Source organism: Neobacillus sp. YIM B06451 (assembly GCF_032667185.1).
Taxonomy (GTDB): Bacteria; Bacillota; Bacilli; order Bacillales; family Cytobacillaceae; genus Bacillus_D.
Window position 1 is genome coordinate 119,620 of record NZ_JAVFKJ010000008.1, and the last position, 13,866, is coordinate 133,485.

At 48.4% G+C, this 13,866-nt stretch carries 13 protein-coding genes; 7 read left to right on the forward strand and 6 right to left on the reverse strand.

Features of this window, described 5'->3' with window-relative positions:
- Window positions 1–75 precede the first annotated feature (75 nt).
- From RB160_RS14780 to recQ, 3 genes are all read right to left on the reverse strand, one after another.
- A complete protein-coding gene (locus RB160_RS14780; protein WP_316571192.1) occupies window positions 76–1,713 on the reverse strand; it encodes a hypothetical protein in 1,638 nt (545 codons plus the stop codon).
- 3 nt (window positions 1,714–1,716) lie between these two features.
- Window positions 1,717–2,505 carry an ABC transporter ATP-binding protein gene (locus tag RB160_RS14785; RefSeq protein ID WP_316571239.1) on the reverse strand — a complete coding sequence of 263 codons (789 nt, stop codon included), beginning with the start codon at window positions 2,503–2,505 and terminating at the stop codon, window positions 1,717–1,719.
- A gap of 90 nt (window positions 2,506–2,595) precedes the next feature.
- Window positions 2,596–4,731 carry a DNA helicase RecQ gene (gene recQ, locus RB160_RS14790; RefSeq protein ID WP_316571193.1) on the reverse strand — a complete coding sequence of 712 codons (2,136 nt, stop codon included), beginning with the start codon at window positions 4,729–4,731 and terminating at the stop codon, window positions 2,596–2,598.
- A 141-nt stretch (window positions 4,732–4,872) separates the two neighbouring features.
- Here recQ and RB160_RS14795 point away from each other — a divergent pair, with 141 nt between their 5' ends.
- The 4 genes from RB160_RS14795 to RB160_RS14810 all read left to right on the forward strand — a co-directional run bounded on the left by RB160_RS14795 (window position 4,873) and on the right by RB160_RS14810 (window position 7,834).
- Window positions 4,873–5,166: a hypothetical protein gene (locus RB160_RS14795; RefSeq protein WP_316571194.1), complete on the forward strand. Its 294-nt coding sequence runs from the start codon at window positions 4,873–4,875 to the stop codon at window positions 5,164–5,166.
- 85 nt (window positions 5,167–5,251) lie between these two features.
- On the forward strand, window positions 5,252–5,464 hold the full coding sequence (locus RB160_RS14800; protein WP_316571195.1) for a YheE family protein: 213 nt from the start codon (window positions 5,252–5,254) through the stop codon (window positions 5,462–5,464).
- A gap of 86 nt (window positions 5,465–5,550) precedes the next feature.
- Window positions 5,551–6,459 carry a PucR family transcriptional regulator gene (locus tag RB160_RS14805; RefSeq protein ID WP_316571196.1) on the forward strand — a complete coding sequence of 303 codons (909 nt, stop codon included), beginning with the start codon at window positions 5,551–5,553 and terminating at the stop codon, window positions 6,457–6,459.
- A 262-nt stretch (window positions 6,460–6,721) separates the two neighbouring features.
- A complete protein-coding gene (locus RB160_RS14810; protein WP_316571197.1) occupies window positions 6,722–7,834 on the forward strand; it encodes an ABC transporter ATP-binding protein in 1,113 nt (370 codons plus the stop codon).
- Between the two features lie 192 nt (window positions 7,835–8,026).
- On the opposite strand, the gene RB160_RS14815 is transcribed toward RB160_RS14810, so the two are convergent.
- Together RB160_RS14815 and fumC are read right to left on the reverse strand one after the other, a co-directional pair.
- Entirely contained in the window at window positions 8,027–8,269 is a 243-nt protein-coding gene (locus tag RB160_RS14815; protein WP_316571198.1) for a hypothetical protein, read from the reverse strand.
- A gap of 407 nt (window positions 8,270–8,676) precedes the next feature.
- Window positions 8,677–10,053, reverse strand: coding sequence for a class II fumarate hydratase (fumC, locus tag RB160_RS14820; protein WP_316571199.1), 1,377 nt, complete (start codon window positions 10,051–10,053; stop codon window positions 8,677–8,679).
- Window positions 10,054–10,330: 277 nt separating this feature from the next.
- Between fumC and RB160_RS14825 the strand changes: the two genes are divergently transcribed.
- On the forward strand, window positions 10,331–11,017 hold the full coding sequence (locus RB160_RS14825; RefSeq protein WP_316571200.1) for a sigma-70 family RNA polymerase sigma factor: 687 nt from the start codon (window positions 10,331–10,333) through the stop codon (window positions 11,015–11,017).
- Between the two features lie 51 nt (window positions 11,018–11,068).
- Complete coding sequence (gene clpP, locus RB160_RS14830; RefSeq protein ID WP_053365440.1) at window positions 11,069–11,650, forward strand: ATP-dependent Clp endopeptidase proteolytic subunit ClpP; 582 nt, start codon at window positions 11,069–11,071, stop codon at window positions 11,648–11,650.
- Window positions 11,651–11,768: 118 nt separating this feature from the next.
- On the opposite strand, the gene RB160_RS14835 is transcribed toward clpP, so the two are convergent.
- Window positions 11,769–11,945, reverse strand: coding sequence for a hypothetical protein (locus RB160_RS14835; protein ID WP_316571201.1), 177 nt, complete (start codon window positions 11,943–11,945; stop codon window positions 11,769–11,771).
- Window positions 11,946–12,066: 121 nt separating this feature from the next.
- On the opposite strand from RB160_RS14835, the gene RB160_RS14840 reads away from it, so the two are divergent.
- Entirely contained in the window at window positions 12,067–13,845 is a 1,779-nt protein-coding gene (locus RB160_RS14840) for a M3 family oligoendopeptidase (RefSeq protein ID WP_316571202.1), read from the forward strand.
- The last annotated feature ends 21 nt before the right edge of the window (window positions 13,846–13,866 follow it).

Genomic DNA, 13,866 nt, shown 5'->3' on the forward strand with positions numbered 1-13,866 from the left:
GTGAGGCGAAGGGAACGTTCCCATTTTTAATAAAGCCAGATTGAAATTAAGAATAAAACGTCCCTGCCCTACTTTTCAGACCCAAATCCTGCGTGCAGCATGTCTCCAGGAGACCGAGGCTGTGACAAGCATGATGAGGATGTAAAGATAACTGCCATATGGGAGGAAAGTAAATACATAATGGACACCCATAAAGGCGAACATTGGTATGAGGTAGAGAATGATTTTCCAGCCTTCGCTTTCCTGGCTTGCCTCGAAGGATTCCGAAAACGGCAAAGACCCTTTCAACAAATACGTACAAAACACGGTATAGACGATTGCGGCTAGAAAAGCCCCTATAATATCTGGCAGCACCCCAAACCCGAAAATTGAACAAAAAATCAAGCCGGCTATGGCGTATACCGGAAAAAACAGCCTGCTTAGAAAGGCTTTTAATGTTCCACTGTAAAATGGGGCAAATGTTTTTAAAGGCGCCGCCCCGAACAGCCATGAGCCTTTATAACGCCCCGAGTATTTTAGCATCATGATCGATGTCGGAATGACAATCGCAGCCATGTAAATGGCTAAATAATACTTGCTATGGACAAGGCTTTCGAAAGACTCCCACCTGATTTGGTTTAAAAGGAGAATAAGTGGGACAACAAGCGACAGGCCGATTGACGGATATACTTTGAGCCGGAAATCGCGTTCGGTTTTCATCATTGCGACCGCGAACCTGTAAAAGGCCCGCTCTTCCCGATCCCGGCACAGCAGCCTTGATGCCACCGTATTTAAAGGAGGCACCTTTACCCGGCTCGGCCCACTTCCCGATGAAAGTTTTTGGATTCCGCTTTCGAATGCAGGCATCTTTTTTACATACAAAACCCACGCTCCTGCCGGCCCCAAAACGGCTAAAATCGCGAACAAAGCTAGCTGGGGCGAGGTGGCTCCATTCATGCCGAGTTCGAACAGGGAGCCGAACCAAACCGGCGGAAGGAGCGCATGCCACCATGCCGGATCAATTGCCCTTTCCATTTCGATCAGTTCGAATGTTCTCCCAACAAGCTGATACCCTAGTGCGAGTGAAACAGACAGGAAAATTTGTACATAGTTAATAATGTCCCGGAGCTTCTCCCCATCAAAAAAGCGGAGAATGAAATAATACACCAAAGCTGTTGCCGCCATGATCAGCAAATCGACGAAAATAAGCGCTGCCGCGAAAATTAGGAAAAAGGCCGGGCCGTGCCTGAATAGCCCCGCAAGCAATGGCGCTGCCGCCAAAGAGCCAGTCAGGAAAAACAAATAAACTGAAATGTGTACTGCGCGGGCAAGGCTGATCGTCTTTCTGCCAACAGGTCCGGCCAAAAGAATATTCCGGTCCCTCAAATCCAGGAGGACCGCCGAAAAATCCGAAATGAGCGACGTCATGATTAGAAACATCAAAATACCGAAAAAGGTTGTCATTTGAAAGAAAAAATGGTCCCCCATCAGTATCAGCGGCAGCAGAAGGAGCCCAAAAATCGAATAGACCCAAAGCGACTTCATAAAGCGATTCTCTTCTTCATCCTTGTGATCGATCTTTTTCCTAGCCCCGCCAAGGATGGTCGGCGCCCTTCTTTGGTCCATCGTCAGCTTCATAGCAAGGATATTCCTCATAACCGGATAGTCGGCACCGAGCTGCTCAAACATCCATCTGAACTTGTCGAGCACCCTCAACGTCCTTAAATCCTCCAAGAATCACACCTCCCGGACGATTGAAACAAATTCGCCCGCCAAATCCCTGAATTCATCAAAGCCTGTCAGCTGGTTGAAAATTTGTTCCAGGGATCCCTCCGCGCTTTGTTCCTTCAATTGTTCAAAACTTCCGTCCGCGACAATTTTTCCGCCATAAAGCAGTATGATCCTGTTGCTGATTTTTTCAACCACATCCATGATATGCGAGGAATAGAAAATCGTTTTCCCGCTGGCTGCAAGCTGGGAGAGGATTTCCTTGAAAATCATAACCGAATTCGCATCAAGCCCGCTTAGCGGCTCATCGAGGAACAGCAGTTCAGGATCGTGGAGGAGGCTCGAGATAATCATCACCTTTTGCTTCATCCCTTTTGAAAAAGACGAAATCCGGCTATAGAACACGTTATCGAGGCCAAATGCACGCATCAGCTTTTTTGCCTTCACTTCCGCTTTTTCAGGGTCCATCCCGTACAGTTCACCCGTAAAGGTTAGGTACTCGATTGCCGTCAGGTTGTCATAAAGCTCAGCAATTTCCGGTACATAGCCTATTTTTCGTTTATACTCATAATCTCCGGATTTGAGCTTTTGCCCGAAGATTTCTATTTCTCCCTGATAGTTTTCCTCAAGGCCGAGGAGCAGCTTGATTGTCGTACTTTTTCCCGCTCCGTTCGGCCCGATATATCCAATGATTTGCCCGCGGGTAACGGTAAGGTCGATTCCCTGCAGCACCGGCTTAGCACCATAATTTTTCCGTAGGTTCCTAAGTGCCAGGACCACTTCTTCATTATGTAAAATAAGGATCACCCATTTCTGTTAATCTAGGAATAGTTTAACATAACGAATAGTTATTTTTGGAAAAAATACTACAGAAAACGAAAGCCGCAGCTAGGATAGCATGCGGCTCTTTTCGATTATTAAAAATGCTTTAATCATAAAATAAGATACCTCTTCGGGAAGAAGTTCCTTAATTGGCTTCAGCCGTTCCCGCCCGGCTTCGGCGACCGCTTTTTCCAGTAGCGGCAAAAACTCCTCAGGAATCAGGTTCTCAAAGTGAACCGGCATCCCCTTCTGGTGGCAGGTTAATAGATGGTTTTCAACGGTGCTCACGGCAAGCCCCCGGCTGGCGGCGATAGCTTCAGCCGATTGGCCTTCAAGGTGCAGCCGGTGTGTTTCGAGATGGGAGTCGCTTGTCGGTTTCGCCGCGGGGCGTTTTTTCACTGGCTTTGCCTCTTCAAAAACAGGCTGACGGTCGGGATGCTCAGCCAGAAACTTCTGAATCGCCGATATGAACGGTTCGCCGTACTTTTCGAGCTTACTCGCGCCCACTCCGCTTACCTCAAGGAAATCTTCCTCCGATTGTGGGAGCTTTAGGCACATATCTTTCAGTGAGGCATCAGAGAAGACGACGAACGGCGGGACATTCGCGGCTTCCGCAAGCTGCTTCCTTATAACCCTCAGTTCTTCGAAAAGCGGGTCTTCAACCGAAATTTCCACGGACCGGACGGCTGCCTTCCGTGTAACCCGCAGCCTTCCCTGCAAAACTTCCTTCCCCTTGGGCGAAACATAAATAGTCGGATAGGTACCGTGTTCCACCCCGATAAAGTCCTCGGAAATCAAAAACTCGATAAAACTGGCCGCATCCTTCGCGGTCCACTCCTTCATAATTCCGTATGTTGAGAGTTTATCAAAGCCAAATTCAGCGATCTTTTTGTTTTGCGAACCGGTCAAAACCTGGGCGGTGAGCGCCTTGCCGAAGCGTTGCCCCATCCGGATGATGCAGGAGAGGGCCATTTGCGCTTCGGTCGTAACATCTTCGCTTTCCCGCGAATCGGTGCAATTGCCGCAGCGGCCGCACGGTTCTGTGTCAGTTTCCCCGAAATAGCGGAGAATGTATTCCTGGAGGCAGCTTTCGGTGTGGCAATAATCCGCCATGCCCTGAAGCTTTTCCAATTCAGATGCAGCCCGGTTCCGCTCGACTGATTGTTCAATGAGAAAACGCTGGACCTGGATATCCTGTGGCGAATAAAGGACGATGCACGAGCTCGGAAGGCCATCCCGGCCGGCGCGCCCCGCTTCCTGGTAATAGCTCTCCATATTCCGTGGGAGCTGATAATGGATAACATAGCGAATGTTGCTCTTATCGATGCCCATCCCGAATGCGGAAGTGGCCACCATCACGGACGCTTCATCGTGGAGGAAACGCTCCTGCTCTCCGAATCTGTCCATGTCGCTCATCCCGGCATGGTAACGGGAAACCGAAATCCCGCCCCTTTTCAGGCTTTCATACAGCTGGTCGACCGTCTTGCGGGTTGCGGCATAAATAATCCCTATTTCCTTTTCATTCTGTTGTAAAAAGTGCTTCAGAAACTTGCCACGGTCCTGGCCTTTTATAACGGAAAACGAAAGATTTTCCCTTTCAAAGCCGGTTATGATCTCGTTCCCTATTTCAATGCCGAGCGAGGAACAAATATCATCACGGACTATCGGAGTCGCCGTAGCGGTCAGCGCAAGCATCACCGGCCGATTGCGAAGTCCCTGCGCCATTTTCGCAATATGGCGGTAGCTTGGCCGAAAATCGTGGCCCCATTGGGAAATGCAATGCGCTTCATCGACGGCTATGAGCGGGATGTCCATTTTTCCAAGCTGATCGGTAAAATAAGGTGATTCCAGCCGCTCTGGAGCGATGTACAATAGCTTGTACCTTCCCGCCAGAGCTTCCTCCATCCGTTCCGCCGCTTCCTGGCTTGAAAGCGAACTGTTGATGTAAGCTGCATCGACACCAAGCTGGACAAGCGCATCGACCTGGTCCTTCATCAAGGAAATAAGCGGGGAAATGACAACCGTTGTTCCCTGGAGCATCAGGGCCGGTATTTGGTAACAAACAGATTTCCCTCCTCCGGTCGGCATAACACAAAGAGTGTTCCTGCTTTCTAGCACCGAAGCGATGGCCCGCTCCTGCCCTTCCCTGAATGCCGGATAACCGAAATACGTTTTTAACAGTTCATTTGCTTTTTGCAACAAAGCCGACCCCTTCTTTCCTGGTCGCAAAAACCTACGATTTTTCTTTCATTATACCGAAAAAGCAGACTGTTTTCCCAGGTACGGCGTATAATTCATTACATACTATAGAAAAAATGCTGTTTTTCGAAGGAGCCGGTTTTCATGTTTAAAAATAAGCGGTCACTGCCGCTATTCCTTGTTGCTTGCGCAGCCCATGCGGGTTCGTTTTTTTACTTTTTCGCCCAGACGATTTCCAATGCACTGGATGGGTCGCACCGAGAGTCAATTCTTGATTGGATTCCACTGGCAGTATTTTTGGCAACCTTCGCGCTGCATGCCCTTCCTCCGTTGCGTTCGGGATGGAAGGAAGCCCCGGTGAAAATGCTTCTTTTGGCGGTTTCCTTGACGGCGATTCTTGTATGGGTTCTTGGTTTTTTCAACCGGCTGTTTGGATAGCATGGCCACAATGCCCGATTTACTTGCTAGCTTCCTCCTCGCTCCTTTTGAGGCTGTACGGTACAATTGAAGTGGGGGGATTGCATTGCTGACACATTTTCAATTCAAACCACTGTACAAAAACACGGATATTCCCGGCTGGGAGTTTTCGTTCTTTTACCAAAAGCTTAAGCGCACAGGCCGCTACCTCCAGGACGGCAAAATCGAGTGGGGCTTGAATGCTCCACATGGAGACGAACGGACCGGATTGGAGAAACAAATTCATGAGCTGATGCTGTTCCATGTGTACGATCGTTAATGCCGGGTGAGCCCGGCATTTTCGCATTCTTGGCTTCATTGTTATAATTGAGTTAACTGACTTTTTTGCAAAATAGGAGAAGTGTTATGTTAGAAAAATTGCTCGCCTTATACCCTGGAGCCTTTATTACGGACCGCCCGCCTATACCGGGACAAGAAAAATTTCATATTTTTCATAATGAAGCCGAAAGAAAGTGGATTTCCATTCCTGAGAAATCTATCAGCCAAAAAGAGGTGGACCTTCTTAGGGCGATTTATGTTCAGGCAGAGGTGCCGTCTGAAAAACTGCCGCCTCTGCTTCAGCAATGGAAGGAATATCTTTTTTATGGCGGGAAGGTACCCGCAGGTCTTGAAGAGGAAGCTGTACGTCTCATCCAGTTTGAATTCCTAGGAGAAAATCATGACCATGAGGAGCTCGAAATGGCAATAAAGGGTTTTTTCTCTGAAGATATTCTTGTTCTGTGGGAAGGGTCAGGAAGGGCTTTAGTGGTGGAACGCGGGGAATATTCCCTGGACGAGCGGGACCTTGCTTCAATGGCCGACGCTTTCGAAAGCGATTTTTACATAAAAACGAGGATTTATATCGGGAGGCGGCTACCAGTTTCCGATGCGCTGCCTAGCCAGTTCAGGGAGGAGCAGAACTATTTTGATTTTGCGAAAAAGAATATTTCTTCGGAAGGGTATTATACTTTTGAAAAAGTTTTCCCTGCCTATGTCTCGTCACTGCTGCCCAGGCCGCTTGCCGAAGCGTTGAACGCTGTTTTCGCGGAGGCGTTCAGGAGTGACGACGAGATGTTCACGACGGTAAAGGGATTTCTCGAAAACGGGTCGAATGCGAGCCTTGCCGCAAAAAAATTGTACATCCATCGGAACACGCTCCAATACCGGGTCGATAAATTTACGGATAAGACAGGAGTAAGCCTAAAGGATTTCAACTCCGCATTCACCGTATACCTCGCCTGCCTTCTATACGACAGAGACCGGGGAACGAACTAAGGGCCGCCAACCCATTTGGCGGTCTTTTTTGATTTTTAATGGACCAGTCCTCTGCCCCCTCGCTACTATGTTTTTCAATTAAATAGGAAAAATGTTGCTGCTTCATTGTTTTCATTTAATGAAAAGTCTGCTTTCAACAGCCCAGGCACTTTGCCCAAAAACGGGCGGCTTATCTTTGTGCAGCCTGTCCATATGGTTTTGAAAGCGTTTCACGTACACTTAATGTAAGAGATTATTTATTTATTATAGGAGGATTTAAAACATGGCAGAATTAATTCTCGATCACATTTATAAAGTGTACGACAACAAAGTTACAGCTGTTGAAGATTTTAACCTTCACATCAAGGATAAGGAATTCATTGTGTTTGTCGGCCCGTCCGGATGTGGAAAGTCAACGACATTGAGGATGATTGCCGGCCTTGAGGAAATTACGAAAGGCGATTTCTATATCGATGGAAAACGGGTCAACGATGTTGCCCCGAAAGACCGCGATATCGCAATGGTTTTCCAAAACTACGCCCTTTACCCGCATATGACAGTCTACGATAACATGGCATTCGGCCTTAAGCTCCGTAAGATCCCGAAAGCTGAAATTGATAAAAAGGTTAAGGAGGCCGCGAAAATCCTTGGCCTCGAAACCTACCTGACCCGTAAACCGAAAGCTCTTTCCGGCGGTCAGCGCCAGCGTGTCGCCCTTGGCCGAGCGATTGTCCGGGATGCGAAAGTATTCCTAATGGACGAGCCTCTCTCCAACCTTGATGCAAAGCTACGTGTCCAGATGCGCGCGGAAATCGCCAAGCTTCACCGCCGCCTGAACACAACGACGATTTACGTAACGCACGACCAAACGGAAGCGATGACAATGGCGACCCGCCTTGTTGTTATGAAGGATGGCGTCATCCAGCAGGTCGGTTCTCCAAAAGAGGTTTACGAAAAGCCTGCGAATGTGTTCGTTGGCGGGTTTATCGGATCACCGGCGATGAACTTTTTCAGCGGAACACTTGAAGATGGCAAGTTCGTTATTGGCGATGTAAAGATAGCCGTTCCGGAAGGAAAAATGAAATACCTTCGGGAGCAAGGCTACGCTGGGAAGCCAATTGTACTCGGCGTCCGCCCTGAGGACATCCATGATGAGCCTGTGTTCATAGACGCGTCCGAGGGCTCAAAAATTACCGCTACCGTTGAAGTTTCCGAACTGACAGGCGCGGAGACAATGATTTATTCAAGCCTTGGCGGCCAGGATTTCGTTGCAAGGGTTGACTCCCGCTCCGATATCCATCCGAACGATAAAATTGACCTTGCCTTCGACATGAACAAAGTCCACTTCTTCGATGTTGAAACCGAGTTGCGCATCCGTCCTGCAGGCGAACAATAAAAGATATGCAAAAGAGAGCACCGTCCCGCGGGATGGCGCTCTCTTTGCGTTCATAGCTGTCTATTTATTAAGTAAAATTATAGTACATGGTACCATTTGGTTTGGGAATTTCTTTACGTGAAACACTCCTGTGAAACATGAAAATTCGGTTAGTGACAGGCACTGTTCGCATTTCGGGAGTGAAAGGACTTTTTATTCTCCTATCAGAATCACACTATCAGTCCCGCACGCCGGGCAACGGTAGAGGTGGGGGCATTGGCGGTTTTTTAGGTCGTCCGGTATGCCGTCCTCAAGTTTCATTTGGTCGATTGGCATATAGGGGCTGTAATCGTCGAAGTAATCCATGTAACGCCCCTTTTCTTCCATTAAGTTTGAGCAGTTTTCGCAGTTCACATCCACTTTTTTCAGTCCGTTGCAGACCGGGCATACTCCCATTTCCAATCCCCTCCCTTTTTGTTTAGTGTTTTCAGTGCTGTTGTTTCTATGCAAAATTTCCCTTCTTGCCTCGGAATAATGGCGCCGTTATTGTCCAAACTAGTTAGTGCGGCAGGATTCCATCCACTTTCAACGGGATTCCAAGTTGGGTGGGTGGAATTCATGCTTATTACCGCCTGTGAAACATCCTGTGAAACAAGATTTTTCGGGTGGTGCCAGGCACTGTTCGAATATTACTGTTGGGTTCCAGTGCCGGGCAACACGCTTGCCTCGGCGAGCCGGTGCGATTCCGGCCAGCCCAGCCAATAGCAGGATGCCTCCTTATACTGGGGGGCATTTTGCATTTAAAAGTTTTTAAAATGATTCTGTTGAACAATCATCTTCAAAACCCTTCACCCGTCCCTTGTTTACACCATGTTCTCCGGGCGTACCCATTCGCCAAATTCCTTTTCGGTCAAGTAGCCTGTTTTAATCGCTGCTTCCTTCAAACTCAGGTTTTCATTGAAGGCAAGCTTGGCTATATGGGCGGCTTTTTCGTAGCCGATGTGCGGATTGAGTGCCGTGACAAGCATGAGCGAGCGCTCCATTTGGGCCTTGATGGCTGTTTCATTCGCTGTGATGCCCATCGCGCAATTTTTATTGAATGAGTCCATTCCATCGGCGAGGAGCCGGACGGATTGAAGGAAGTTATGAATGATGACCGGTTTGAATACATTCAGCTCGAAATTCCCCTGGCTGGCGGCAAAGCCGATCGCTGTGTCATTCCCGAATACTTGGCAGATCGCCATCGTCAGCGCCTCGCTTTGGGTCGGATTCACCTTTCCGGGCATAATGGAACTGCCCGGTTCATTCGCCGGGATGGTGATTTCACCGATACCGCTCCGAGGGCCGCTCGCAAGCCACCTGATGTCGTTGGCGATTTTCATCAAATCAGCAGCCAGCCCCTTCATCGCGCCATGGACGTAAACTAGTTCATCATGGCTTGTGAGCGCATGGAACTTGTTCGCGGATGAACGGAACGGATGGCCGGTAACCCCGGAAATGACCTCGGCGACTTGATCCCCAAAGTCAGGTGCCGCATTGATGCCTGTCCCGACCGCTGTCCCGCCAATCGCCAAATCAAGCAGGCTCTTGCTCGCTTCTTTTATCATTGCAGCGCTTTTTTCAAGCATCGTCCGCCAGCCGCTGATTTCCTGTCCCAATGTTAGTGGTGTTGCATCCTGGAGATGGGTGCGCCCAATTTTAATCAAGCCTTCGTAATCCTTTTCTTTTTGGCGGAAGGTTTCGGCAAGCCTTTCAATGGCCGGAAGCAGCGACGAAACAACTTTTCCATACCCAGCGATGTGCATCGCCGTCGGGAAGGTGTCATTCGAACTTTGTGACATGTTCACATCGTCATTCGGATGGATTCTGATTTCGCTGCCTTCACTCTCAAGCAGCGCGTTTGCCCTGTTTGCAATGACCTCGTTGACGTTCATATTCGTTTGGGTCCCGCTGCCTGTCTGCCAAACCGCAAGCGGAAAATGGCTGTCATATTTCCCTTCAAGGATTTCCGCACATACATGGACAATGGCGTCCTTCTTTTCATCCGAAAGTTTTCCCGCCGCGTTGTTCACGACTGCCGCCGCCAACTTGACGGTTGCCAAGCTGTAAACGAGGTCGAGTGGCATTTTTTCCGTGCTGATTTTAAAATTTTCCAAGCTTCTTTGCGTTTGAGCGCCCCAATGCTTGTCAGCCGGTACCTTTACTTCGCCGAGCGTATCTTTTTCAATACGGTAGTCCATTTTCTCCTCCCAATTCTCGCCGCGCTGTATGCGGGCTTTTTTCACAAGACTCTTACCATTGCCAAAATGCTTTTACATTCCCTTATTCCATTTTCCCCTTTTTTCTTTTTAAAAGCCAAATAAGGGGTTTTCTTTTTATAAAACGAAACATTTAGTGAGATTTCGGGTATCAAAGGAGCAAGTGGTAAAATAATTTAAAATAAACTTTCCTTGCCCGTATCTTTTTGAATGCTTCCACCGTTATAGAGGGCAGAGAGGCAAAAAGGAGTGACGTTGAATGGTTGCCAGCAAGAACACGCCAGCGGAGGAAAAAATCATTGCGGAGATTGAAGAAGAACGGCTTGAAGAGCTGTGCGATTCCCTGCAAAAGTATTGTCGCTTTCTGGCCAGGAATCAATGGGAAGCCGATGATCTTTTTCAGACGGCAGTCCTAAAAGGAATCGAGCATTACACGACTAGCCGGCTTTCCGGCCCCCTTTTGAAAAAAATCGCTTACCACCATTGGATTGACGTTGCCAGGAAAGGGACGCATGAGGTTGTCGGGGTTCCCGGGGATGCTGCTGAAAAGGAGAGCGAGCCGAATGACCGGCTGGACGCCGTAAAGCTTTTGATTGAAAAGCTTACCCCAAAGCAAGCGGTGATGTTCTTTTTGAAAGAAGGCTTCCACTACCAGGTCAGCGAAATCGCGGATTTGCTCGGTACGACCGAAATGGCGGTAAAGTCGCTTCTTCACCGGGCAAAAAGTCGGCTGGAAAAAGAACGGCAACTCCATACAGTCGCCCCCCTGCAGACCGATGAGGACAAGGAACTAATGGCGCAATTATTTTCCGAAGCGCTCATACAGGGCGATCCAGCCATTTTATTAAAAAATCTCCCTAAAATCGCTTCGCTGGTGGAAGTCCGTAAACCGGCACCGCAAAAGCACTCCCGTTCATCTCTCGAATTTTACTGTGTGGCTGCGTAACCCCTCTAGAAAATGGGTTCCGGCTGGCCGCGCAATGAGGGAGGATTTCATTTGGCAGCAATTCCATATGTTATTGAACAATCGAGCCGCGGGGAGCGGTCCTATGACATTTATTCACGCCTTCTGAAGGACCGGATTGTCATTATCGGGGACGAAATCAACGACCAGGTTGCGAACAGCGTGATTGCGCAGCTGCTGTTCCTAGAGGCGGATAATCCCGAAAAGGATATCTCTATTTACATCAATAGTCCGGGCGGTTCGACAACCGCGGGGTTTGCGATTTTTGACACAATGGAGCTCATCAAGCCGGAAATCAGCACGATTTGCATCGGTATGGCTGCTTCATTTGGAGCGATGCTGCTCCTTGCGGGAACGAAAGGTAAACGATATGCCCTGCCGAACAGCGAAATCATGATCCATCAGCCGCTCGGCGGTGCCCGAGGCCAGGCAACCGAAATCGAAATTTCAGCGCGGCGCATCCTGAAGCTGCGCGAGCATGTCAACGGCATCATTTCCGAACGTACCGGCCAGCCGGTTGAAAAAGTCGCCAAGGACACTGACCGCGATTTCTTCATGAGCGCACAGGAGGCTTTGGAGTACGGGATTATCGACAAAATCATCAGCAAAAAGTGAATTGTTAATTTCGACGGCTTAGGCGATTTCTATTCCGCCTAAAGACAGAAGAACCCTTTCCGAACTGTGGAAAGGGTTTTTTCATCAAGTAAAAAGGTCTGTCCAACCAATTCTCCAGTCATTCATGAACCGCGACAAGCGAGAGTTCCGGGATAAACGCCTCGCAGCTCCTCAGCCTTTTAACAAGTTGATGCTCTGTCTTGTCACTGATAGCCACATCAGCGAATGCCCTCTTGATTACTTCTTCCACAGCTTGATAATCCGCTCCTTTTTCCTGCCTGATTGAAATGTCCATATTTACCTTCTCCCTTCTACAATTCCATCTTACCACCTCTTATTTTTTGCAAAAAACTTCTAAATACGAGATGATTAAAACAAGAATATACGTTCGCAAAAACCAACACGGAGGAAAGTATATGCAAAAACACAAGTATCCGCAAAAATGGGATTTGGACAGCCTTTTTAAAACACTAGGTGAACTCGCCCAACACATCGCCCTTACAGAACACATGGTTGATAATTTAGTAGCTGAAGCAGAAACGGCAAATATACATAATCCCTATGAAACTAAAAAGCTGTTGGATTCCCTGGGCGACATCCGCATCCACCTCTCGCAGGCATCTTCCTTTACTGCGTGCCTTATCGCGCAAAATTCTAGAGACCCGGATGCCCTATCCCTTCAGGGCAAAACCGCTGCCTTGAATAGCCGATACGATAAATCGGAAAAACTTGTCCAGAGCAAGATGACAACCTTAACCAGCGATGCCTGGGAACAGTTGCTGGCCGCAGAAGAGTTGGATGATTACAGATTCCTTTTAAATGAATGGCGGAAAAAGGCTAAATGGCAGCTCTCCGAAAAAGAAGAAAAGCTTCTCGCGGATTTAAGTGTTGACGGCTACCATGCATGGGGACAGTTTTATCAGACGTTAATGAGCAGCATTAAAATTTCAATTCAACTCGATGGAACTGAAAAGGAGATGTCTGTTGGCCAGGCGATCAATTTGCGCTCCCATCCGGACCGGACTGTGAGAAAAAGGGCGCATGATGCCCTGGAAGGTGCCTTGAAGGAAAAAGAGGAGCTTTTCGCGAAAGTCCTTAACCACATTGCCGGCTTCCGGCTCGAGATGTATAAAAGACGGGGCATTGATAACGTATTGGAGGTTCCATTGCAGGAAAACCGCATCACAAAAGAAACCCTCGTCACCATGTGGAACGCCGTTACGAAATATAAGGCTGTATTCGCAGGATATCTTGACCACAAAGCAAAGCTGTTTGGCAATGATAAACTGCAATCCTATGATTTTTGGGCTCCCGCCACTTCCACACCTCAAGAAATTCCCTTTGATGAGGCAGCGGAATTCATTATTGAACATTTCGGAGCTCTTGGTACGGAAATGAAGGACTTTGCACGCCACGCTTTTGAAAATCGCTGGGTCGAAGCGGAGGACCGTTCCGGAAAAGCAGGCTCCGCCTTTTGCGCGGGCTTTCCACTTTCGGGCGAGTCCCGAATATCCATGACTTACGGCCGAAGTATATCAAATGTTTTGACCCTAGCCCACGAACTGGGACATGCTTTCCATAACCATACCATGAAACCTGTCGGCGGGCTGAATCGGTATTATCCAATGAGCCTGGCCGAAACGGCTTCAACGTTTTCGGAATTGGCAATACTAAATGCGGCTTACGAAAAGGCCGATAGCTGGGAAGACAAACGATTTATCCTCGATGAAAAGTTAAAGCGGAGTGTTATGAACTTCATGAACATTCACGCGCGTTTCTTATTTGAAGAACGTTTTTACAAGGAACGTCAAAGCGGTTATGTACCGGCGGAACGGTTGAATAAGCTGATGCGGGAAGCAATGGATGAAGCATATATGGATTCGTTCGGCAGTCCTTCCGCCCGTTCATGGATCTGGACGCCGCATTTCTATCTGACTAAATCGCCCTTCTACAATTTCCCTTACACGTTTGGATATTTATTCTCTCAAAGCATCTATGCCTCCGCTAAAACGAAGGGCCCTGAATTCGAGAAAAGCTATATCAATCTGTTACGGGATTCCGGGAAAATGACAGTAGAAGAATTGGTGATGCAGCATTTGGGCGGGGATATCACCACGCCCGGCTTCTGGGAGAAAGGGCTCCAGTTATGTGCGAGGGAGGCAGAAGAATTTCTGGGCTTGGACAATGGGTTATAAAAAGGGCTCAGCCGGGGCGAA